At 52.1% G+C, this 22959-nt stretch carries 25 protein-coding genes; 11 read left to right on the forward strand and 14 right to left on the reverse strand.

Annotation, left to right across the window (positions count from 1 at the left end; translation table 11 throughout):
* Positions 1 to 498 precede the first annotated feature (498 nt).
* The 6 genes from csgB to OGV82_RS17935 all read left to right on the forward strand — a co-directional run bounded on the left by csgB (position 499) and on the right by OGV82_RS17935 (position 4378).
* A complete protein-coding gene (gene csgB / locus OGV82_RS17910) occupies positions 499 to 954 on the forward strand; it encodes a curli minor subunit CsgB (protein ID WP_047457584.1) in 456 nt (151 codons plus the stop codon).
* Positions 955 to 994: 40 nt separating this feature from the next.
* On the forward strand, positions 995 to 1450 hold the full coding sequence (gene csgA / locus OGV82_RS17915) for a curli major subunit CsgA (protein WP_024130450.1): 456 nt from the start codon (positions 995 to 997) through the stop codon (positions 1448 to 1450).
* Between the two features lie 60 nt (positions 1451 to 1510).
* Positions 1511 to 1843, forward strand: a complete 333-nt coding sequence (csgC, locus tag OGV82_RS17920; RefSeq protein ID WP_024130449.1) for a curli assembly chaperone CsgC — start codon at positions 1511 to 1513, stop codon at positions 1841 to 1843.
* A gap of 156 nt (positions 1844 to 1999) precedes the next feature.
* Entirely contained in the window at positions 2000 to 2323 is a 324-nt protein-coding gene (locus OGV82_RS17925; protein WP_047457582.1) for a YmdA family protein, read from the forward strand.
* Positions 2324 to 2421: 98 nt separating this feature from the next.
* The gene (gene ymdB, locus OGV82_RS17930; protein WP_047457580.1) at positions 2422 to 2955 is read left to right on the forward strand and encodes an O-acetyl-ADP-ribose deacetylase; all 534 of its coding nucleotides are present in this window, start codon (positions 2422 to 2424) and stop codon (positions 2953 to 2955) included.
* Positions 2948 to 4378, forward strand: coding sequence for a phospholipase D family protein (locus tag OGV82_RS17935; RefSeq protein WP_080750326.1), 1431 nt, complete (start codon positions 2948 to 2950; stop codon positions 4376 to 4378). The genes ymdB and OGV82_RS17935 overlap by 8 nt, the downstream gene beginning before the upstream one ends.
* Positions 4379 to 4396: 18 nt before the next feature.
* Here the strand turns inward: OGV82_RS17935 and mdoC are convergent, their stop codons facing one another.
* Entirely contained in the window at positions 4397 to 5557 is a 1161-nt protein-coding gene (gene mdoC / locus OGV82_RS17940) for a glucans biosynthesis protein MdoC (protein ID WP_047457579.1), read from the reverse strand.
* Positions 5558 to 5828: 271 nt separating this feature from the next.
* Here mdoC and mdoG point away from each other — a divergent pair, with 271 nt between their 5' ends.
* The 3 genes from mdoG to OGV82_RS17955 all read left to right on the forward strand — a co-directional run bounded on the left by mdoG (position 5829) and on the right by OGV82_RS17955 (position 10237).
* Entirely contained in the window at positions 5829 to 7364 is a 1536-nt protein-coding gene (gene mdoG, locus OGV82_RS17945; protein WP_077956924.1) for a glucans biosynthesis protein MdoG, read from the forward strand.
* Positions 7357 to 9885, forward strand: a complete 2529-nt coding sequence (gene mdoH / locus OGV82_RS17950) for a glucans biosynthesis glucosyltransferase MdoH (RefSeq protein WP_047457577.1) — start codon at positions 7357 to 7359, stop codon at positions 9883 to 9885. Before mdoG ends, mdoH begins: the two co-directional genes overlap by 8 nt.
* A gap of 124 nt (positions 9886 to 10009) precedes the next feature.
* Positions 10010 to 10237 (forward strand): YceK/YidQ family lipoprotein, encoded by a 228-nt coding sequence (locus tag OGV82_RS17955; RefSeq protein WP_024130446.1) that lies wholly within the window; start codon positions 10010 to 10012, stop codon positions 10235 to 10237.
* Here the strand turns inward: OGV82_RS17955 and OGV82_RS17960 are convergent, their stop codons facing one another.
* The 3 genes from OGV82_RS17960 to OGV82_RS17970 all read right to left on the reverse strand — a co-directional run bounded on the left by OGV82_RS17960 (position 10238) and on the right by OGV82_RS17970 (position 12998).
* Complete coding sequence (locus tag OGV82_RS17960; protein WP_012132878.1) at positions 10238 to 10612, reverse strand: MysB family protein; 375 nt, start codon at positions 10610 to 10612, stop codon at positions 10238 to 10240. It abuts the gene before it with no gap.
* Between the two features lie 81 nt (positions 10613 to 10693).
* The gene (gene mdtG / locus OGV82_RS17965) at positions 10694 to 11914 is read right to left on the reverse strand and encodes a multidrug efflux MFS transporter MdtG (RefSeq protein WP_047457573.1); all 1221 of its coding nucleotides are present in this window, start codon (positions 11912 to 11914) and stop codon (positions 10694 to 10696) included.
* Positions 11915 to 12077: 163 nt separating this feature from the next.
* Positions 12078 to 12998 (reverse strand): Kdo(2)-lipid IV(A) acyltransferase, encoded by a 921-nt coding sequence (locus tag OGV82_RS17970; RefSeq protein ID WP_047457570.1) that lies wholly within the window; start codon positions 12996 to 12998, stop codon positions 12078 to 12080.
* 218 nt (positions 12999 to 13216) lie between these two features.
* Here OGV82_RS17970 and trhO point away from each other — a divergent pair, with 218 nt between their 5' ends.
* Positions 13217 to 14269: an oxygen-dependent tRNA uridine(34) hydroxylase TrhO gene (gene trhO, locus OGV82_RS17975; protein WP_047457567.1), complete on the forward strand. Its 1053-nt coding sequence runs from the start codon at positions 13217 to 13219 to the stop codon at positions 14267 to 14269.
* Between the two features lie 235 nt (positions 14270 to 14504).
* On the opposite strand, the gene OGV82_RS17980 is transcribed toward trhO, so the two are convergent.
* The 10 genes from OGV82_RS17980 to mdtH form a co-directional block, all read right to left on the reverse strand.
* Positions 14505 to 15080 carry a YceI family protein gene (locus tag OGV82_RS17980; protein ID WP_012132872.1) on the reverse strand — a complete coding sequence of 192 codons (576 nt, stop codon included), beginning with the start codon at positions 15078 to 15080 and terminating at the stop codon, positions 14505 to 14507.
* Positions 15077 to 15649 (reverse strand): cytochrome b, encoded by a 573-nt coding sequence (locus OGV82_RS17985; protein ID WP_012132871.1) that lies wholly within the window; start codon positions 15647 to 15649, stop codon positions 15077 to 15079. The genes OGV82_RS17980 and OGV82_RS17985 overlap by 4 nt, the downstream gene beginning before the upstream one ends.
* A 262-nt stretch (positions 15650 to 15911) precedes the next feature.
* Positions 15912 to 16025 carry a YceO family protein gene (locus OGV82_RS17990; RefSeq protein WP_047457560.1) on the reverse strand — a complete coding sequence of 38 codons (114 nt, stop codon included), beginning with the start codon at positions 16023 to 16025 and terminating at the stop codon, positions 15912 to 15914.
* 50 nt (positions 16026 to 16075) lie between these two features.
* Positions 16076 to 17194, reverse strand: coding sequence for an N-methyl-L-tryptophan oxidase (gene solA, locus OGV82_RS17995; protein ID WP_047457557.1), 1119 nt, complete (start codon positions 17192 to 17194; stop codon positions 16076 to 16078).
* Between the two features lie 194 nt (positions 17195 to 17388).
* Positions 17389 to 17643 carry a biofilm formation regulator BssS gene (gene bssS / locus OGV82_RS18000; protein WP_012132867.1) on the reverse strand — a complete coding sequence of 85 codons (255 nt, stop codon included), beginning with the start codon at positions 17641 to 17643 and terminating at the stop codon, positions 17389 to 17391.
* 289 nt (positions 17644 to 17932) lie between these two features.
* A complete protein-coding gene (gene dinI / locus OGV82_RS18005; protein ID WP_012132864.1) occupies positions 17933 to 18178 on the reverse strand; it encodes a DNA damage-inducible protein I in 246 nt (81 codons plus the stop codon).
* Positions 18179 to 18256: 78 nt separating this feature from the next.
* Positions 18257 to 19300 (reverse strand): dihydroorotase, encoded by a 1044-nt coding sequence (gene pyrC, locus OGV82_RS18010; RefSeq protein ID WP_101744266.1) that lies wholly within the window; start codon positions 19298 to 19300, stop codon positions 18257 to 18259.
* 105 nt (positions 19301 to 19405) lie between these two features.
* Positions 19406 to 19966: a lipoprotein gene (locus tag OGV82_RS18015; RefSeq protein ID WP_024130445.1), complete on the reverse strand. Its 561-nt coding sequence runs from the start codon at positions 19964 to 19966 to the stop codon at positions 19406 to 19408.
* Positions 19967 to 20088: 122 nt separating this feature from the next.
* Positions 20089 to 20736, reverse strand: a complete 648-nt coding sequence (gene grxB, locus OGV82_RS18020; RefSeq protein WP_024130444.1) for a glutaredoxin 2 — start codon at positions 20734 to 20736, stop codon at positions 20089 to 20091.
* A gap of 63 nt (positions 20737 to 20799) precedes the next feature.
* Positions 20800 to 22008: a multidrug efflux MFS transporter MdtH gene (gene mdtH, locus OGV82_RS18025; protein ID WP_012132860.1), complete on the reverse strand. Its 1209-nt coding sequence runs from the start codon at positions 22006 to 22008 to the stop codon at positions 20800 to 20802.
* Positions 22009 to 22368: 360 nt separating this feature from the next.
* Here mdtH and rimJ point away from each other — a divergent pair, with 360 nt between their 5' ends.
* Entirely contained in the window at positions 22369 to 22953 is a 585-nt protein-coding gene (gene rimJ / locus OGV82_RS18030; RefSeq protein WP_024130443.1) for a ribosomal protein S5-alanine N-acetyltransferase, read from the forward strand.
* Positions 22954 to 22959 lie beyond the last annotated feature (6 nt).

A 22959-nucleotide genomic window follows, 5' to 3' on the forward strand; every position in this document is an offset into this window, starting at 1 on the left:
TGTACATGTTGCTGTTATTGCATAGATTTAAAAAATCATACAAATTATAATAACTGATTGATTTTAAATCATAATTTAAAATTATTTTTGAGTTTGTCTGACAAGTTAATTTTAAAACGTTCGACTCAGGGCCGCCTGGACATTTTTAGTGAGAAAAAAATGATGTTTGTCACGAGTTGTGACGGCGATGCAGTGTGATGCCCGGAGAAACGCATAATGATATGCAGAAAACGGTTTTTCCCTCTCACTGGCAGAAATGTTTAGCCCGCTACAGATAAGAAAATAAATTTTTCGTAAATAACAGTGGAGTCAACAGTGAATTAGCACTTTGGTGTGACGCTGAATATCAAAATACCACTCGCGGGTGAGTTATTTAAAATGTTTCCACGGACATACTCTTCATCGTAACGCGGCGTTAACAAAAAACGAATCGCGTTAACAGTCAAATTGAAATGCTTTTAAATTAACGTAATGTACGACCAGGTCCAGGGTGACAACATGAAAAACAAATTGTTATTTATGATGTTAACAATACTGGGTGCGCCTGGGATTGCAGCCGCGACAAGTTATGATCTGGCAAATGCGGAATATAATTTTGCGGTAAATGAATTAAGCAAGTCTTCATTTAATCAGGCAGCCATTATTGGTCAAAAGGGCACTTATAATAGTGCAAAAACACGCCAGGACGGCTCAAAACTTTTATCTGTTATTTCACAAGAAGGCGGAAATAACCGGGCGAAGATTGACCAGTCAGGAGCTTATAACCTTGCATATATTGATCAGGCGGGTTACGCCAATGATGCAAGTATATCGCAAGGCTCTTATGGTAATACTGCAATGATTATTCAGAAAGGTTCTGGTAATAAAGCAGATATTACGCAGTACGGTACGCAAAAAACAGCAGTTGTAGTGCAGAGACAGTCGCGCATGGCTATTCGCGTTACGCAACGTTAATACCATGACGACTTTTAAATCAATCCGATGGGGGTTTACCATGAAACTTTTAAAAGTGGCAGCATTCGCAGCAATCGTAGTTTCTGGCAGTGCTCTGGCAGGTGTTGTTCCGCAGTGGGGCGGTGGCGGCGGTCATAATAATGGCGGTAATAATTCCGGCCCTGAATCTACCCTGAGTATTTTCCAGTACGGTAGCGCAAACTCTGCTCTTGCTCTGCAAAGCGATGCTCGTAAATCAGATCTGTCCATCAAACAATATGGTCATGGTAACGGCGCAGACGTAGGCCAGGGCGCTGACAACAGCGGCATTGACCTGACCCAGAATGGGTACAGAAACAGCGCGACTATCGATCAGTGGAATGCCAAAAACTCTGATATCGTTGTGAGCCAGTTTGGTGGCCGCAACGGCGCGCTGGTTAACCAGACTGCGTCCGACTCCCAGGTATCGGTTACTCAGGTCGGCTTCGGCAACAACGCCACGGCTAACCAGTACTGATTCAGGTCGGGTACTCATAATAAACAGGGCGAAAGCCCTGTTTTTTTTCGTGAGGATATGATGAATACGCTATTACTCCTTGCCGCGCTCTCCAGCCAGATTACATTTAATACCACGCAACAAGGTGAAATTTACACCATTGTCCCCCAGGTTACGCTCAGTAAACCCTGCGTGTGCGAAGTCCAAATTTTTGCCGTTCGTGATGGGAAAGGAGGGCAAAGCCGTACACAGCAGAAAACAACCCTTTCTTTGCCCGCTAATCAACCCATTGATTTAACGAAACTCAGTTTAAATATTTCCCCGGAGGACTCGGTAAAAATTATCGTTACCGTTTCCGACGGGCAGTCGTTGCATTTGTCGCAGCAATGGCCATCTCCTGAGAAGTCATCTTAATCATTTGATTTATTTGGTGATTGTTTGTGGCAGGGGATGGATTACTGTTCTATGAATTATAGAGAGGCAACAACGTCGTTTCCGTTCACCGCGAGCGTCGCAGTGGAAGGAAAACTCCGATCCTTCAAGTATGATTGATCATTGAGGAGCTATTGTATGTTTGCGTTGTGTTCGAAAAATATCCTCGGAGCAGGCCTTGGCGTCTGCATTCTCTTTTCTTCCTCTGTTACAGCTCAACAAATCACTACCGGCGGCGTTATTCATTTTCGTGGTCAGATTGTCGAACCTCCCTGTGAGGTCAGTGCCCGGCAGCAAAATATTGACATGACATGCGTGAATAATGGCCAGATGAAAACTAACCGTTTTACCCTGCAACAGGTTACAACCGCCCCGCAAAGCCTTCGACAAATTGCATCTGTGAGAGTCAACTATCTCGATCCGCAACAACGTCTGGCGATTATGAGTATTGAATACCAATAAACGCATCACGTCAGAGATAAAATCGTTCGATTAAAAAACGCGATTTCATTGAAAGCCCTGCTGTACACTTAGGCTATAGGTTAAGGTAAGGGGGATCTATGAAATCGCGTATTCATGTACAACATGGCGACATAACCCAACTCACGGTAGATGTGATTGTTAATGCCGCCAACGCTTCATTACTGGGGGGCGGTGGCGTCGACGGCGCGATTCATCGTGCAGCGGGTCCGGCGCTACTGGAAGCCTGCAAAAAAGTCAGGCAGCAGCAGGGCGAGTGCCCGGCAGGACACGCGGTCATCACTCTGGCTGGCAATCTGCCGGCGAAAGCGGTGATTCATACGGTGGGGCCCGTCTGGCGTGGCGGCGATCACAACGAATCCCAGCTCCTGGAAGATGCCTATTTCAACAGTTTGCAACTGGTGCTGGCCAATGGCTACCGGTCTGTCGCGTTTCCGGCGATCAGCACCGGCGCTTACGGCTACCCACGCCCCGCCGCAGCAGAGATCGCGGTCAATACGGTCGCGGATTTTCTTGCCCGCCACGCGCTACCTGAGCAGGTATACTTTGTCTGTTATGATGAAGAAACTGCCCGACTTTACGAGCGATTACTGACCCAACAAGGTGATGAGTGAGTTGACCCGACTTGAGCGCGCTGTTACCCCGCTGTGTGAACGTCATCCCGGCGAATGCGGCATTCTCGCCCTGGATGACAGCCTGGATGCCTTTGCCGCACGCTATCGATTAACGGAAATGGCTGAACGCACCCTGGATGTGCAGTATTACATCTGGGAGGACGACATGTCCGGGCGTCTGCTGTTTTCGATATTATTGGCGGCGGCAAAGCGCGGCGTTCATGTTCGCCTGCTGCTGGATGATAACAATACGCCGGGGCTTGATGATACGTTGCAACTGCTGGATAGCCACCCCAATATCGAAGTGCGCCTGTTTAATCCTTTCTCTTTTCGTATGCTGCGTGCGCTGGGGTATTTAACCGACTTTGCCCGGCTTAATCGGCGTATGCATAATAAAAGCTATACGGCAGATGGCGCAGTCACCATTGTCGGCGGGCGGAATATTGGCGATGCCTATTTTGGCGCAGGTGAAGAGCCGCTGTTTTCCGATCTCGACGTGATGGCGATTGGCCCTGTCGTAAAAGACGTGGCGGATGATTTTGAACGTTACTGGCACTGCAAATCGGTTTCAACGCTGCAAAAAGTGTTGTCGCTGTCTGAGCAGGAAATCACCCGACGCATTGACTTACCGGATTCCTGGTACAACGACGACATTACGCGCCGCTATTTGCATAAGCTGAAAACCAGCCACTTTATGTCCCATCTTGATCGCGGCGCTTTACCGCTGATATGGGCGAAAACCCGTCTGCTCAGCGACGATCCTTTAAAAGGCGAGGGGAAAGCGCAGCGTCATTCGCTTCTGCCGCAACGCCTGTTCGATGTGATGGGGTCGCCAACGGAACGTATCGACATTATTTCCGCCTATTTTGTTCCCACCCGGGCGGGCGTCGCGCAACTGCTGCAACTGGTGAGAAAAGGGGTCAGGATCGCGATTCTTACCAATTCACTGGCGGCGAACGATGTGGCGGTCGTCCATGCGGGCTATGCGCGGTGGCGTAAAAAACTTCTGCGCTACGGCATTGAGCTCTATGAGCTTAAACCCACTAACGGGCATGTGGCTGAACTTCACGATCGTGGTTTAACCGGTAACTCAGGCTCCAGCCTGCATGCGAAGACCTTCAGCATTGACGGGAATAAGGTTTTTATCGGTTCGCTCAATTTCGATCCCCGATCGACGTTACTCAATACCGAAATGGGGTTTGTGATTGAAAGCGAAACGCTGGCAACGCTGATTCATAACCGTTTTATGCAGAGCCAGCGTGATGACGCCTGGCAACTGCGGCTGGATCGTTGGGGAAGAATTAACTGGGTTGATCGCCACCTGCGTGACGAGGTGGTACTGAAAAAAGAACCCGCCACAGGATTCTGGAAGCGGGTTCTGGTGCGACTGGCGTCTGTCTTGCCCGTCGAATGGCTGCTTTAACGCCCTTCAGCGGGCAGCTTAACTGGCGACAGCCTTGCTGTTATCACGTTTAACCGCAGGTTTGCCCGAAAATAAAAATTTCAGTACGGGAACCCGTAAATGCAGTTCATACAGGACCAGCGCAATACCGATAACAAAGACCAGCCCGCATAAAAAGCCCAGCAGATTCGACGTAATATGCGGCGTAATATACGCGCCGAAAAACAGCGTTAGTGGATGATGCACCAGATAGATGAAAAGCGATGCATTCACAAAATAGGTGACGCGAGCGGACTGGAAATTAAGTAAACGGTGGCCCAGCGAAAAGACCACGTTAACCATCCACAATCCCATCAGCATGGTAATGACGTATTCTGTCTCATACATCCAGGCATCGCCGCTGCCATAACGCTGGTTCAGCAGGTAGGCAACGAAGGCGAGCGCCGCAGCCAGCGTGCATCCGCGTGACGGTACGGTAAACAGCGCTTTCAGCGCCGGGTTGATGAATGCCAGCGCGCCCAGGATAAAGAAAGGGAGATAAAACAGCGTTTGCATGACGACGAAATTGAACATGCCATCGCTAAGAATAGAGGGATAAATGATAAAAATGGCGCGTCTCAGCGCGGTGTAACCGACGCCAAGGATAAAGAAGATAAGCGTCAATTTGGTCATCGAAACGGCGGCGAATAATGGCTTCGTTGTGCGTTCCGCGCTTTTTTTGATTTGGCTGAATGCCCACATGCTCAGGGTTGTTAATACAACAAGCACTAATAAAAACCACAGATGAGAAATTAATTCCCAGGCCAGCGTATTGTATTTCTCATACAAAGAAAGCGTGTGCCAGTTCTCGGTTTTTCCTTTGACAAATTGCAGCATGATAAATTGCGGCAAGGTGAGTAAAGGAATGGCCGTCAGCATAGGAATACCTACGCGTTCAACACGCACTTTCCACCAGCGTTTTAATGGATAACGCAGGAATAACATGTACGAAAAATAACCGGAAATAACAAAAAAGACCTGCATGCGAAATGCGTGGACAAAATCGTTAAACAGGGTCAGCCACCATGAGGGCTCTGCGCTGTTGATATGCCAGGTATGGCTTGAATAGATCAACGAGATATGAAAGGGGATCCCCAACAACATCAGCCAGGCGCGGATGGAGTCAAGAAAATATTCACGCTGTGGAGGTACTGGATTCATAGATAGATACATATTCTCAGACTTTTCGTCTTATCCCTGGGACGAATAATGTTTACATTCGGGGGCAACCCTACACGAAGTCCAACAACCTGTCTCCAGGATAAGCACGCAAAGTGAAAACAGGAGCAAAACCTGCTTAATCCATGAGCCAGCGCGCTGAACAAAGCCGGGATTCAGTTGTCGGATTGCCTGATTATCCATTAAAATGGATCGGATCGATATAAGCACACAAAGGGGGAAGTGCTTACTTATTATGAAACATAAACGACAAATGATGAAAATGCGTTGGTTGGGCGCGGCGGTAATGTTAACGCTGTACACATCGTCGAGTTGGGCGTTCACCATCGATGATGTTGCAAAACAAGCTCAATCCTTAGCCGGTAAAGGCTATGAGGCGCCGAAAAGTAACTTGCCCTCCGTTTTCCGCGACATGAAATATGCGGACTATCAGCAGATCCAGTTTAACCGTGATAAAGCGTACTGGAGCAATATCAAGACCCCATTCAAGCTCGAGTTCTACCACCAGGGTATGTACTTCGACACGCCGGTCAGGATCAACGAAGTTACCGCGACGACGGTAAAAAGAATCAAATACAACCCGGACTATTTCAATTTTGGCGATGTTCAGCATGATAAAGACACCGTCAAAGACCTCGGCTTCGCCGGGTTCAAAGTGCTGTACCCGATCAACAGCAAAGACAAAAACGATGAAATCGTCAGCATGCTCGGTGCCAGCTATTTCCGCGTCATTGGCGCAGGCCAGGTCTATGGCCTTTCCGCGCGTGGTCTGGCGATTGATACCGCGCTGCCTTCCGGTGAGGAATTTCCCCGCTTTCGCGAGTTCTGGATTGAGCGTCCAAAACCGACTGACAAACGTTTGACCATCTATGCGTTGCTCGATTCCCCGCGTGCGACCGGGGCATACCGCTTCGTCATCATCCCTGGGCGTGACACCGTGGTGGACGTTCAGTCGAAAGTCTACCTGCGTGATAAAGTCGGTAAACTGGGCGTTGCGCCGTTAACCAGCATGTTCCTGTTTGGGCCGAACCAGCCGTCTCCGGCAACCAACTATCGCCCGGAATTGCACGACTCTAACGGGTTGTCTATCCATGCGGGCAACGGTGAATGGATCTGGCGCCCGCTGAATAACCCGAAACATCTTGCGGTGAGCAGCTATGCGATGGAAAACCCGCAAGGGTTCGGCTTGCTGCAACGCGGCCGCCAGTTCTCGCGCTTTGAAGATTTAGACGATCGCTATGACCTGCGCCCAAGCGCCTGGATCACGCCGAAAGGCGAGTGGGGCAAAGGGAAAATCGAACTGGTGGAAATTCCGACCAACGATGAAACTAACGATAACATCGTGGCCTACTGGACGCCGGATCAACTGCCTGAAGCAGGCAAAGAGATGAACTTCAAGTACACCATGACGTTTACCCGCGATGAAGAGAAACTTCATGCGCCGGAGAATGCCTGGGTTCAGCAGACGCGTCGCTCTACGGGCGATGTCAAACAGTCTAACCTGATTCGCCAGCCTGACGGCACCATCGCCTTCGTCGTGGATTTTGTCGGCACAGATATGAAAAAGCTGCCGCAGGATACCCCTGTCACGGCGCAAACCAGTATTGGCGATAACGGCGAAATCGTTGAGAACTCAGTGCGTTATAACCCGGTGACGAAAGGCTGGCGTTTGACGCTGCGCGTAAAAGTGAAAGACGCGAAGAAAACCACTGAAATGCGTGCTGCGTTGGTGAATGCCGATCAGCCGTTGAGTGAAACCTGGAGCTACCAGTTACCTGCCAATGAATAAGACAACTGAGTATATTGACGCAATGCCGCTTTCAGACATTGAGAAAGCGGCGCTGCCGAAAACGGACATCCGCGCCGTCCATGAGGCGCTGGATGTTGAGCATCGAGCTTACTCGCGAGAAGACGATTCACCGCAGGGATCTGTTAAAGCGCGCCTTGAGCAGGCCTGGCCGGATTCGCTGGCCGAAGGGCAACTGATTAAGGATGATGAGGGACGCGATCAGTTGCAGGCAATGCCGAAAGCGACGCGTTCTTCTATGTTCCCCGATCCCTGGCGCACCAACCCGCTGGGGCGTTTCTGGGACCGCTTGCGCGGCCGGGACGTGACGCCGCGTTATCTCTCCCGCCTGACGAAAGAAGAGCAGGAGAACGAGCAAAAATGGCGTACCGTCGGGACAATCCGCCGCTACATCCTGTTGCTGCTGACGCTGGCGCAGACGGTGGTTGCGACCTGGTATATGAAGACCATTCTTCCTTACCAGGGCTGGGCGCTCATCAATCCCGCCGACATGATCGGGCAGGATCTGTGGGTCTCCTTTATGCAACTGCTGCCGTATGTGCTGCAAACCGGCATCCTGATCCTGTTCGCCGTGCTGTTCTGCTGGGTGTCTGCGGGGTTCTGGACCGCGCTTATGGGCTTCCTGCAACTGCTGATTGGCCGCGATAAATACAGTATTTCGGCGTCAACGGTGGGAAATGAGCCGCTGAATCCAGAGCACCGTACCGCGTTGATTATGCCTATCTGCAACGAGGACGTTGACCGCGTGTTCGCGGGGCTACGCGCTACGTGGGAATCGGTTAAAGCGACCGGCAACGCAGCACATTTCGACGTCTATATCCTGAGCGATAGCTACAACCCCGATATCTGCGTGGCGGAACAAAAAGCGTGGATGGAGCTGATTGCTGAAGTGCAGGGCGAAGGACAGATTTTCTATCGCCGTCGCCGCCGTCGTGTGAAGCGCAAAAGCGGCAATATCGATGACTTCTGCCGTCGCTGGGGCAACCAGTACAGCTACATGGTGGTGCTGGACGCTGACTCGGTGATGACCGGCGAGTGTCTGAGCGGCCTGGTGCGTCTGATGGAAGCGAACCCGAATGCCGGGATCATCCAGTCGTCGCCGAAAGCGTCCGGTATGGATACGCTGTATGCGCGTTGCCAGCAGTTTGCTACCCGCGTGTACGGCCCGCTGTTTACCGCCGGGCTGCACTTCTGGCAGTTAGGCGAGTCGCATTACTGGGGCCACAACGCGATTATTCGCGTGAAGCCATTCATCGAACACTGTGCGCTTGCGCCGCTGCCGGGCGAAGGATCGTTCGCGGGTTCCATCCTCTCGCATGACTTCGTGGAAGCGGCGTTAATGCGTCGTGCAGGGTGGGGCGTCTGGATTGCCTACGACCTGCCGGGTTCGTATGAAGAACTGCCGCCGAACCTGCTGGATGAACTTAAGCGTGACCGCCGCTGGTGTCATGGCAACCTGATGAACTTCCGCCTGTTCCTGGTGAAAGGAATGCACCCGGTTCACCGTGCGGTGTTCCTGACGGGGGTTATGTCTTACCTGTCGGCGCCGCTGTGGTTTATGTTCCTGGCGCTTTCCACCGCTTTGCAGGTAGTTCATGCGTTGACCGAACCGCAATACTTCCTGCAACCGCGCCAGCTGTTCCCGGTCTGGCCGCAGTGGCGTCCCGAGCTGGCGATTGCGCTGTTTGCATCCACGATGGTGCTGCTGTTCCTGCCGAAGCTGCTGAGTATTATGCTCATCTGGTGTAAGGGCACAAAAGAGTATGGCGGATTTGTGCGCGTAACGCTGTCGCTGCTGCTGGAAGTGCTGTTCTCTGTGCTGCTGGCGCCGGTACGCATGTTGTTCCACACGGTGTTTGTGGTGAGCGCATTCCTCGGCTGGGAAGTGGTCTGGAATTCACCGCAGCGTGACGATGACTCTACCCCGTGGGGTGAAGCCTTCATGCGTCATGGTTCCCAACTGCTGCTCGGCCTGGTATGGGCGGTTGGCATGGCCTGGCTGGATTTACGTTTCCTGTTCTGGCTGGCGCCGATTGTCTTCTCGCTGATTCTGTCGCCGTTTGTGTCCGTGGTTTCCAGCCGTTCAACGGTGGGCTTGCGCACCAAACGCTGGAAACTGTTCCTCATCCCGGAAGAGTATTCCCCGCCGCAGGTGCTGGTGGATACTGACAAATACCTGGCGATGAACCGCAATCGCACGCTGGATGACGGCTTTATGCACGCGGTGTTTAATCCGTCGTTTAACGCACTGGCTACGGCGATGGCTACGGCCCGTCACCGCGCCAGTAAGGTGCTGGAGATTGCGCGCGACCGCCATGTGGAGCAGGCGCTGAATGAAACGCCGGAAAAACTGAATCGCGACCGCCGTCTGGTGTTGTTGAGCGATCCAGTGACGATGGCGCGTTTACACTATCGCGTCTGGAATTCACCGGAAAGATATTCATCGTGGGTTAACTACTATCAGGGTATCAACCTGAACCCACTGGCGTTGCAGAAGAAGTAAGCCGTAGCGGTCTGATAAACGTGGCGTTTATCAGGCCGACAAATATGCGCTGACAATTATCTGAAAATACCGGCCTGCTGCCGGTATTTTTTTATACTGAACAAAACGACGAATGAGGTATCCGGTGCGAATAATCGTGGTTGGCGTAATGGCGCTACTTCTGAGCGGGTGCGGCAGCATCATTAGCAGGACGATCCCCGGACAAGGGCACGGCAATCAATACTATCCCGGCGTGCAGTGGGATGTCCGGGATTCCGCGTGGCGCTATGTCACGGTTCTCGATCTGCCGTTTTCACTGGTTTTTGATACGCTGCTGCTGCCGCTGGATATACACCACGGCCCTTATGAGTAGTTAACGCTCATCCCACTCATCCGCCGCAGTCTGGCCTTCTTCGGTATCCAGAGGCGGCTCGAGCTGAAATTCACCGTCATCCCACTCATGCAGAGTGTTCTCTTCCAGCCACTCTTGACGAATCTCTATCTCATCATAATCGCCGTCAAAGACGCTTTGCGCCGCTTCGCCACTCAGCATTGGCAGACATTCGCCTTCTTCGCCCTCATCGGCAAAAAACTCGGCCTGCCACATGATGTCGCCATCCTGTAGCACGTATTTCTGGATATTGAGTTGTTGAACATTGGCTTCATCTTGTTCGAGTTCCGGGTTGTCAGCCAGAAACTCTTCACGGGCTGCATCAATGGCTTCTTCCAGCGTGGCGTACATAGTCATCACTGTCTCCCTTTGATTTGATGAGGTATTCAGGGAAAGAATAGCTGATTCTCCGGTTTTGCAAGTATGAAAGCGCAAAAATCATTTTGCCGCGAGGGTCTCTCTGCGCCGCCGCAGGCTGTTCCACGAATAAATTGCGTTGAACAACACGACGCCTGCGGTGACGCAAAACACGGCGCGAAAACCGTAGCTGGCAGAAATAGCCGCCCCCATTAACGGGCCTGTGACGTTGCCAATATCGCGAAATGACTGGTTGTAACTGAAAATGCGCCCGGCGATCTGATTGCTGGCGTTATAGACCAGCAGAGTCTGTACGGCAGGGAGCAGGGCGCCGTCCGCCGCGCCAAGTAAAAAGCGCAGCACGCCAAGCTGCCAGGGCGTTTGTACGAATGACATCGGGATCAGCAGCAGGACAGAGATAATCAGGGCGGTAATCAGGATCTTTTCGGGGCCAATGCGATCTCCCAGTTTGCCGAGCCGGGGCGCGCTGAGCAACGCCGCCACGCCGGGCACCGAGGCGATCATTCCGCTGATAAATGCGATATTGCTGACGTTACCGGCTAGCTCTCGCACATATAACGTCAGAATAGGCGCGATCGATCCGGTTGCAACCTGAATGATCAGCGTGGTGACGAACAGACTCAAAACCAGCTTTGGGTTTTTTAGTGAGCCAACGACCTCCCGGACGTGCAACATCTCCTTTTTGCTGACAGGCTGAAAACGCTCGCGAATAAAAAAGAGCGTCAGTAAGAAACAGACCAACAGCACGCTGGCGGTGATGAAAAAGACAGGGCGTAATCCGTACTGGTCGGCAAGCAATCCGCCCGCCAGAGGGCCGAGCAACGCGCCGCTGACGCCGCCAGTAGAAAGCGTTCCTAACGCCCAGCCGCTCTTATTACGCGGCACCTGAGTGGCGATAAGCGCATTTGCGTTTGGCACAAATCCGCCGAGCAGACCTAACAATGCGCGCAGGATCAGAAACTGCCAGATGTTCTGCGCCAGCCCCATCAGCAGCATAACTATCGCCATGCCGAGGGCTGAGCGCAGCAGCATGATCTTTCGTCCTTTGCGATCGGCCAGCCCGCCCCAAAAAGGCGAGGCAATAGCGGAAAACAGGAAGGTGATACTGAAAACCAGCCCCGACCACATATTCAGCGCGCTGTGGCCCGTTACGCCGAGCTGCTCAACGTAGAGGGGTAAAAATGGCATCACCAGGCTAAACGCCGCGCCGGTCAAAAAACAGCCCAGCCAGGCCACGGTGAGATTGCGTTTCCAGTTTATGGGGACATCAGAGGGTGACATAGCGATCCGCAGTGTGATGCGCTGTTTGCGCTATCATCAGAATAAAAATAAGGCAATACTCTCTTATTATGCGCCTGCCTGCTGAGGGCGGCAATGTGAGTAGCTTTTAAAGCTAAAAGAGGCGATGAGAAGGTGCAACCGTCGCCCGGCTGCACCTGATGAATCAGTAACGGGAGGGCATACCTTCAGGACGCGTTTTGAAACGGCGATGCAACCACATGTATTGCTCGGGCGCCATCATGATGCATTTCTCTACGATCGTGTTCATCCAGGCCGCGGTGGTTTCGGCGTCATCCAGCGGTGGTGAGCATTCCGGCGGCAGGAGAATCAGCTCATAGCCTTTGCCATCGGGTTTACGACGCGGAACAAACGGCACCAGACAGGCGTTGGACATCCGGGAGAGCATCCAGGTTCCTGACGTGGTGGCGGCCTGTTCCACGGCAAACAGCGGGACAAACACGCTGGCGCGCGGGCCATAGTCATGATCCGGCGCATACCAGACCACTTCACCTTTTTTTAGCGCTTTGATCATGCCTTTCAGGTCTTTGCGATCGAGCATCGACTTGTTGGAGCGCATACGTCCCCAGGTCTGTAGCCAGTCGAGCAACGGATTGTCATTCGGACGATAAACGCCAATGCCAGGCTGTTGCAAACCAAACTGGCGCGCGCCCAGCTCCAGCGTCAGAAAGTGCAGGCCAACCAGCAGAATCCCTCGCTCCCGGGCCTGAACGTCGCGGATATGCTCAACGCCGCTGACATCTGTCCAGCGTGAAATACGGCGGTCGGACCAGAACCAGGCCATGCCGGTTTCCATCACGCCCATCCCGACAGACTCGAAGTTCTTCACCACCATCTGGTGGCGTTCTTGCTCGCTCATCTGCGGAAAGCACAATTCAAGATTACGATAGGCGATGCGGGCGCGGCGCTTCATAAAACGCAACGCCAGACGTCCCATTGCACAACCCAGTTTGTAAATCACCGGGTAGGGCAATTGCACGACCAACCAAAGAGCACCAATACCCAGCCAGGTTAACCAATAACGTGGATGCAGTAGCGCAACGGAGAACTTAGGTAAATTCGTCATCTCTATCCTGTCTGTAAACGAGCAATTCCCTGTATTGTCGCATTTTTTCGTGTACAGCAAAAATTTGTGGTTGGAGAACGACGATAAAAGCGGCAATTGTTGTTAATTTCTTAGTATGAAGAATGAAATGTAGCGCAAAATGTGTGGATGTAAATTGGCGATGTTTGCTTTATGATGCCGCCCGATTTCATTTTTACTGATTGCAGGATACGTACACCATGCCAGTGTTACACAACCGCATTTCGAACGATGCGCTTAAAGCCCGGATGTTAGCTGAAACGGAGCCGCGCACGACCATCTCTTTTTATAAATATTTCACGATCGTCGATCCGCAGAGCACGCGCGACGCGTTGTACCAGATGTTTACCTCGCTGAATGTTTTTGGTCGCGTTTATCTGGCGCGTGAAGGCATTAACGCACAGATCAGCGTGCCGCAAAGTCAGGTCGCGGCGTTTCGTGAGCAGCTGTATGCGTTTGATCCCGCATTAAACGGCTTGCGTCTGAATATTGCGCTGGACGATGACGGTAAGTCCTTCTGGGTGCTGCGTATGAAAGTACGTGAGCGGATTGTGGCTGATGGTATCGACGATCCGAATTTTGATGCCAGCGACGTTGGCGAGTACCTGAAAGCGGCGGAAGTGAACGCCATGCTGGACGATCCTGATGCCGTGTTTATCGACATGCGTAACCACTACGAATATGAAGTGGGGCATTTCGAAAATGCGCTGGAAATTCCGGCTGATACGTTCCGCGAACAGTTGCCAAAAGCTGTTGAAATGATGCAGGAGCATAGAGACAAGAAAATCGTCATGTATTGTACGGGCGGTATTCGTTGTGAAAAAGCCAGCGCCTGGATGAAGCATAACGGTTTTAACAAAGTGTGGCACATTGAGGGCGGCATCATTGAGTACGCGCGTAGGGCGCGCGAGCAGGGACTGCCGGTGCGTTTCATTGGTAAGAACTTTGTGTTTGATGAGCGCATGGGAGAGCGGATCTCTGATGAGGTTATCGCGCATTGTCACCAGTGCGGCACACCGTGCGACAGCCATACCAACTGTAAAAATGATGGTTGCCATCTGCTGTTTATTCAGTGCCCGGCTTGCGCCGAGAAGTTTAAAGGCTGCTGTAGCGAGCTGTGCTGTGAAGAGAGCAGTTTGCCGGAAGAGGAACAGCGCCGTCGCCGCGCTGGCCGTGAGAATGGCAATAAAATCTTCAATAAATCGCGTGGCCGCCTGAATACCCAACTGGGCATTCCCGACCCGGCGGAATAACGTAGCGCCATCCGGCATTACGCCCGGTGGCGCTTCGCTTACCGGGCCTACAATGTGTGCTGAAGGCGACGCTGTCATCCGGCATTATGCCCGGTGGCGCTCCGCTTACCGGGCCTACAATATGTGCTGAAGGCAATGCCGTCATCCGGCATTATGCCCGGTGGCGCTTTGCTTACCGGGCCTACAATGTGCGTTGCTGTAGGCCGGATAAGGCGAAGCCGCCATCCGGCATTCGTTACTTCTGCTGTACGCCTTCCACCGAGATAATCAGATCGACTTCCTGCGATGCAGGGCCGAGGTCGGTGGTGATGTTGAAGTCTTTCAGCTTAATTTTACCTTCCGCTTCAAAGCCCGCGCGCTTCCCGCCCCACGGATCGTCACCCTGGCCGATCAGCTTCGCTTCCAGCGTGACCGGTTTGGTGACGCCATTGAGCGTCAGGTCGCCGGTGATATCCAGCTCGTCGCCATCTTTTTTCACGCTGGTCGAGGTAAACGTCGCCTGCGGGAATTTCGCCACGTTCAGGAAATCAGCGCTACGCAGGTGCTTATCACGCTCCGCATGGTTGGTATCAACGCTGTTGGTGTTAATGGTGACGTTCACTTTATCCGCTGCCGGATTTTTTTCATCGAAGGTAAATGTCCCGTCGAAATCTTTGAACGTCCCGTACAGCCAGCTGTAACCCAGGTGCTGGATACGGAAGTTAACGAAGGCGTGTTGTCCCTCTTTATCAATTTTATAGTCTGCCGCGATTGCAGAACCAGTGGTGAATAACAGGGAAGCAAAAGTCAGTCCCAGCAGGCTTTTTTTCATTTTTCAACTCCATAGTCAGGCGACGATCTCCCCAGCATACGCTTCAGGGTGTCGTCTTTATCGATGAAATGGTGCTTCAGGGCCATTAGCCCATGCAGAACAGACAAAATCACAACGCTCCAGGCCAGCCACAGGTGCAGGCTACCGGCAAGATCGGCCTGAGCGCCCGCGTCGGCCAGCGTGGCGGGCACGTCAAACCACCCAAACACGCTGATCGGTTTGCCGTCGGCGGTTGAGATCAGATAGCCGCTGATCACAATGGCGAAGAGCAGAAGATACAGCGCAAGGTGGCCCACCGCCGCACCCAGACGGGTCAGGCGTGAATAGCTTTTCAGCGCCTTTGGCGGTGGTGAGACGAAACGCCAGAAAACACGTATAACCAGCCCCATCATTAGCAGGATGCCGATACTTTTATGCAATTCCGGCGCCTGGTGATACCAGCCATCGTAATAGCTGAGCGTCACCATCCATAAACCCAGGGCAAACATGCCGTATACAACAATGGCGACCAGCCAGTGAAGCAATACAGAAATGGCGCCATAGCGCTGAGGAGTATTTTTGAATTGCATAAACACACCAATGGATATTTCAGGAGAGAATGAAAATGACCTGTTAGAGACATTAATGCAACTAATAAATAACAATCATGGCGATATTTGTTTTTATTTCAATAAAATTGATTGAATTTGTCATTCTGCGTCAGAAGATTCGAGGTGATTAGCGGTTTTATCTATATAGGGCAGGAGGGCGGGAGGTTTCTTATTGGTCAAATTATTACAATGAAAGTTAGAGTAATCTCAGGTTTTGTCAATTTTTGTCAGCTGAAATAAATTAAAAGAACATGATATAAATAATGTCCATGATGGCCAGCAGCGACCATAAAATAACGTAGAGCATAAAATGCTCACGAATATTATTGATCAGATAGTGAAAAATACGACGCACAGCCTGACTCCTCAAAAAGAAACGGCCCCGTTTGCGAGGCCATTGGGTCATTATTGCGTAAAGCGGTTCAGTTTGAATGGCGTCAGGTCAAAAGCCGGCGATTTACCCTGCGCGAAATCGGCGGCAATCTCACCCAATACCGAGGCGAACTTAAAGCCGTGGCCGCTCAGACCGGTGACGATCAGCGTATTATCATGTCCCGGTAATGTATCGATAATAAAATCTTCATCCGGGGAATTATCATAGGTACAGGCGGCGCCGTTCAGGCAGCAGCCAATGCCGGGCAGGATAGTGCGCAGGAAGGGGAACGCTTCGGAACCATCGCTGGCGACGGCGGCAAACGGCTTGCGCTCTTCCGGTGAGTGAATCAACTGACCACCGTTGTGTTTTCCTATTTTTAATGCGTCGTTTTCGGCGGGAAAACCGTAATACTGATCGCCGTTCGGGAGTTCTCCAGTGAACGCCGGGAAGTTATTTTTCATGCTGTAGCGCCCGTCAGCCTGATACCAGGCAAAAACTTTACGAACGGGTTGGATGGGGAGTTCCGGCACCAGCGCCTGTACCCATGTACCGGCACTGATCAACACTTTCTTCGCGCGGTATTCGCCGTCAGCGGTTTCAACGGTAACGCCGTCGCTATCGTGATGAAGGGCGGTGACGGGGCAGTTAAAGAGCTGCGCACAGCCAGCCTCTTCGGCAAGGCGAACCCAGGTTTTGATCGCCAGTTCACTGCGCAGAAAACCGGAGTCCGTTTCGAACAGGCCAATGTAGTTGTCAGGGACGCGAATTTCAGGCCAGCGTGCCATGATGGCGGCGGCATCCAGTTGTTCAACGTTCAACTGCCATTGCTGTGCGCTATGCGCCACGTTCGCCAGAAATGGCGAGTCCGCCGGGCCGAGGTTTATGACGCCGGAGCGGACGAAGATGGGATCTTCATTATGCGTTGAAAGCTCTTCCCATAACGTTTGCGCACGCAGCACCAGAGGAACGTATTTCTCACCCTCGCCATAAGCGTGACGGATTAACCGGGTATCGCCGTGATGGCTGCCCTGTTGATGTGGCGGCATATGGGCATCTGTCATCAGAACCTTCAGTCCGGCGCGAGTGGCATAATATCCGGCTGCGGCGCCGACGGAACCGCTGCCAATAATGATTAAGTCGTATTTCATCAGCTTCTCTCTGCTATCGCGATTATTGCAGGGTAAATAAGTGAATTGAGATATACAAGTTATACTCGTCATGCTTTCGGATTGCCGTCGCGGCGGCGCGTTTGTCGGCCGATTTTCTGTCAGTGGAATTATTAAGGGTATGAAACGATAAAGGCACCTTTTAAGGTGCCTTTGGGTGGAGGGGTCGCGTCACGTTAATGACGGCGATACTCATTTTCCTGGTAATCGCCAGATTCAATTTTGGCGATGCCTGCTTCTAATATCGAAATAAATTGTCTGGCAACATCGGTGGTTAACCAGAGCGTCTGACCAACTTCAGTCCCATCAGGGTCAGGGCGATTCGGGGTCTGGTAGTGCAAACGCAACATCAGCGCATCATAGCTGTCAACGGTGCTGATGTCCCATCCTACAAGCGGATGAGTCTGAATGACTTCATTATTCTTTTCCATTATGCCCCCTAATACGTGTTACAAGACAACGGTTTTCGAGGTTCAATGCGTGTTTTTTTCTGAAGCAACTTCAGTATATCAATAAATAAGGCTATTCACTGGAAATTTAAAGGGTGACAGAATAAATTTCTTCTTTTTAAGAATTATGTGCACAATAAAACAGCATGTTATTCATATTTTTTTGGCATGTTGTGCAGTTATTTTGAGTAATGGATTAAAAAGCGACCAGTTGCGCAAATAAAAAAGCCGGGGCGACCCGGCAAAAACGAACATTACTGCATATCATTTTTTATTCATTGACGAACCAGTCATCCGCGCTTTCCCAGGTTTCCTGTAGGATTTCGCTGATGCGTTCTTTATCCTCTTTTGTCGCGCCAATGACCGACAAATTGTTGGCTGCGGCATAACGGACGACAACATTGCCCGCGTTATCTGGAAAAGAGTGATGGATACGGCGGGAGAGTTCACCGGCCAGCGCGTCAATCGCGCCAGCAGGCAAAGGTGACGTTTTCGCTATAGTGACTTCAATACGCATAATGGCCCCCTGTTGAATATACTGTGTATTTATACAGTTAACCTTTCCGGCTTACAACAGTTGGCCACATTTTTTTTATTATTTTACTGACCAGCGTACGCGCTCGCCGCCGAGGAAGGGCACCAGTGAGTCATCGGCAAGCGCGATGCTTTCCGGGACGAGCTGCTCTTCGCGTACCAGTTCAACGTAGGTTTCATTGACCGGCAGGCCGTAGAACCGTGGCCCATTGAGTGAGCAGAACGCTTCAAAATGCGCGAGGGCGTTCATCTCTTCAAAGACCGTAGCGTAGCTGCCAAGCGCCGTCGGGGCATTAAAGCAGCCTGCGCAGCCACAGCTGGTTTCTTTCCGATGACGGGCGTGCGGCGCGGAGTCGGTACCGAGGAAGGCGCGGCTAAATCCGCTGGCGACCAGTTCACGCAAGGCCTGCTGGTGGACGTTACGTTTGAGGATCGGCAGGCAATACAGATGCGGGCGAATGCCGCCGACCAGCATATGGTTGCGATTAAACAGCAGATGCTGTGGCGTGATGGTGGCGGCTAACAGCTCGTTGCCGTCGCGAACGTACTCTGCGGCATCTTTGGTGGTAATGTGCTCAAATACAACCTTCAACGCCGTCAGACGGTGGCGCAGCGGCTCCATCACCGTTTCAATAAACCGTGCTTCGCGGTCAAAAATATCGATATCAGCATGGGTAACTTCGCCGTGTACCAGCAACGGCATGCCGAGTTTTTCCATGCGCTCCAGTACCGGCATGATCGTATCGACAGAGGTGACGCCGTGGCTGGAGTTGGTGGTCGCGTTGGCCGGATAGAGTTTTGCTGCGGTAAAGACGCCTTCGCGGAATCCGCGCTCAAGCTCATCAGGATCAAGCGTATCCGTTAAGTAGCAGGTCATCAGTGGGGTAAAGTCATGCCCGGCAGGAACGGCATCAAGAATGCGCTGGCGGTATGCGATGGCCGCATCGACCGTCGTAACAGGCGGCGCCAGGTTCGGCATCACTATCGCGCGGCCATAAATTTCACTGGTGTAAGGCACGACAGTTTTTAACATGTCGCCATCGCGAAGGTGAACGTGCCAGTCGTCTGGGCGGCGGATCTTTAAAACCTGGGATGGTGCAGTCATTAATATGCTCCGGCTGGGGGGATAGTCATTTTTGCCGGAAACCAAGGATAAGCGGAAACGTTTTCGTTTGCACGAAAAAAAAGGGCGCAAATGCGCCCTGGTGCGTTAGTCGGTGAACGGGATGATGATTTCGCCCGGTTTAACCTCTATGCCTTTGGCATATTTTTTCGCCAGCGCTTCGCCTTTGCTGCTGTCTTCACGCAAAACGTAGGCCGGTTGTTGATTAAAATAATTACGCAACGACTGATTCAGGTAAGGCATCAGCGTTTGCAGCACCGATTGCATTTTTTCCGGCGTTACGGTTGCATCCACCACTTCCATTTCTTGCAGATAAATCGCGCCTTTTTCTTTGTTAAAGACCGGTAGCGCTTTCAGCTTCAGTTTCATGGTGGCTTTCTGGCTGCCAAACAGGGAGCTCATATCCAGGTTCGCATCACCGGTTAGCGTGACTTTGTTGGGCTCTTCCCGGCCAATCTGGCTGCTGAGATTCGTCAGTACAATATGCGCATCCGCGATGCCCGGTAAGCCAATGTCTTTGGAAAAATTATTCCGTTTTTCAAGCGCCTGATTAATTTCTTGCTCGCTTACCGTGTACTGCGTGAGTTGGTTGCAGCCAACCAACAGGCCGCTAACCAACAATGCAGCGGCAAAGACAATCTTTTTCATGGGGTTCCTCAACATGATGCCCGTGTCGTAATCCTGACACAAAGCAGCATGTGGCACCAGCACGCCGCGCACCAGCAGAAAAAACTGAAAGGGTGGCGGCATGGCGCCTCCACCCACAAACATTAGAGGGCCATAGACGATAACAGGTTGATTTGCGTCTGTTTTGCCATGTTATCACGGTAATCAGCGACCCGGGTTGGCCAGTTTATGCCTGCGACCAGCGTCAGGTTACGTAATAACGGGAACAGATGAATATCGTCTTCAGACAGTTCACCGTTCACGGCATTAGGCTGCACAATCAATTTATCCAGCGCGCGCAGATCGTCGCTGATGTTTTTGATGAGCCCGCTGGAATGCGCCAGATTTTCGCCAAAGTCGCCAATCATGGCCTCTTTTTTCTCGGTGAAGTACTTCCGCGCCGATGGCGTGGAAAACTCATCAAATGCCGATTTTGCGAAACGCGGAAGGAGCAGGCGATTGGCGTAACCGTTAACTTTGCGTAGCCACTCATCAATCGCGGGGTTCTGTTTTCCGATCAGCAAGGGTTTGCCGTCAAGGTTGTCCACATAATGGACGATATCCATACTTTCGGGCAGATAACGGCTGTCGTCCTTTTGCAAAATGGGCGCCATTTTTTTGCCGATCATGCGGGTGGGCGTTGCGTCGTCGTCGTTTGCCAGGACGTTTAGCTCAACGGGAATATTTTTCAGGCCGAAAATCATGCGGGCTTTGATGCAGAAAGGGCAGTGATCGTAAATATAAAGCTTCACGTTTCTCCTCCATTTAACTGTCGGTTCTCTTTCAGTATGGAGGAGATGAAAGCAGGTATCAAATCAGGCGCCTGGCTCCAGCATGCCGCGTGGCGTCCGTTTGTGGCTGAATTGCCAACCGAGCGCAAGAAAGGTCATGATTCCGATTACCCCAAGCATCATCCAGGGCAGTTCAGGCTGTTGCAGCGCTTTCCCCATATCGAACAACCATCCTCCGCCGATATACCCTATCGCGCCGCCAATGGCTAAACCCAGTCGACTGAAGCCCATATAGCTGCCACGCGCCCGCGCATCGGCCAGCGAGGCGCTGAGCGTTTCACGCGCCGGTTCCGCAATGACCGAGCCGATATAGAACGTGCAAATGAGCGTGAAGAGCTGCTGTAAATTACCGACCAGCCCGACAGGCAACATACTGAGCGACATCAGCAGCAGTCCGGCCATCAGGCGGTGCTCGAGGCGAAAACGTTTCTCGCTCCAGCGGGCGATTGGGTAGAGCAGCGTCAGCGAGAGGCAGGCTTCGATCGCATACATCCACTTGACGGCGGACGGTGATCCCGCGATGTCATTGACCATGATGGGCAGCATCAGCATCACCTGTACGGCCAGCATGTAGTATCCCGCCAGGGTCAGTACGTAAGTCACGAACCGTTTGTCCGCCATGACGCGCCCCATGCCCTCGCGTACCGGGATTTTCACCGTTGACAGCTTCCACGCCGGAAGCAGCCAGGCGTTAAACGCGGCGCACAAAACGAACAGTACCGCCCCCGTCGCGCATACCAGACGAAAGTCATACTGCAACAACCAGCTACCCAATAGCGCGCCAGTCACGGCACCCGCGCTGTCCTGCATCATCAACAGCGAAAAGAAACGACCGCGTTGTTCAGGGCGAATCAGCTTGACGACCAGCGCAGAGCGCGGCGGATCGAAAAGGGTGCCGCCAAGCCCGGAAAGAAAGCAGGAAAACCAGAGCAGCCAGGGCTCATGGGCGATCCCCATCGTCGCGAATCCGGCTGCGCGCATAAGCATCCCGGTAACAATCATTGGCTTCGCGCCAAAACGGTCGGCAATCGCGCCGCCAAAAATGCCCAGCCCTTGCTGGATGAACTGGCGCAGTCCGAGCGCAATGCCGACCATCAATGCCGCCCAGCCCATCTGGTCGACAAAGCGAATGGAGATCAGTGGAAACACCACGAAAAAGCCTAATACGACCAGCATATTATCGATGAGCAGGAAATATTTACCCAGGTTCCTGGCCTGCGAGACACGCGACATTTCCCCTCCCGGGAAAGACACTCGTCATCCTTCACGTCGCAGGCGCGTCGGCGGCGTTCGCGCTCCCCGGCCACGTATTTCTGTGCGCTTTCAGGGAGTGACTCGCTTGCCGCCGTCCTGCAACTTGAATTCTGTTGAGTTTAAAAGGTGAGCACCTTCTATTCTGCGGTGTCGGCGCGTTTTTTCCCACCTTTGCCGGGACAATATTTTTTTATCAAAAGTCCATCTTGATAGAGAGTTTTCATCAAAATGTGTGAATAAGCCAAAAAATGACGATTTGCACTTTTCACAGAGCGTACAGGCGCAGGTATAGTAACGTTATCAGGGTGTGAAGACGTTACGGGAAGGAGTAGGTATAGAATGTTTGGCTATCGCAGTAACGTGCCAAAAGTACGCTTAACAACCGACCGTCTGGTTGTGCGTTTAGTACATGAGCGTGATGCCTGGCGTCTGGCCGATTATTACGCGGAAAATCGTCATTTTTTAAAACCCTGGGAACCCGTTCGTGATGAAAGCCACTGCTATCCTTCGGGCTGGCAGGCGCGTCTGAGCATGATCGCCGAGTTTCACAAACAGGGTTCAGCGTTCTATTTCGCGCTGCTCGACCCGGAAGAGAAAGAGATCATCGGCGTGGCCAATTTTTCTAACGTGGTGCGTGGCTCATTCCACGCCTGTTATCTGGGATACTCCATCGCACAAAAGTGGCAGGGGCAGGGGCTGATGTATGAGGCCTTAACCTCGGCGATTCGCTATATGCAGCGTACGCAACATATTCACCGTATTATGGCGAACTATATGCCGCATAATAAGCGCAGCGGCGACTTGCTGGCGCGGCTCGGCTTTGAAAAAGAAGGGTATGCGAAAGATTACCTGTTGATTGACGGACAGTGGCGCGATCATGTGCTGACGGCGTTGACGACGACTGAATGGACCCCCGGTCGCTAAGGAGAG

Origin of the sequence: Citrobacter sp. CK191 (genome assembly GCF_030333435.1) — a bacterium.
Taxonomy (GTDB): Bacteria; Pseudomonadota; Gammaproteobacteria; order Enterobacterales; family Enterobacteriaceae; genus Citrobacter_B; species Citrobacter_B koseri.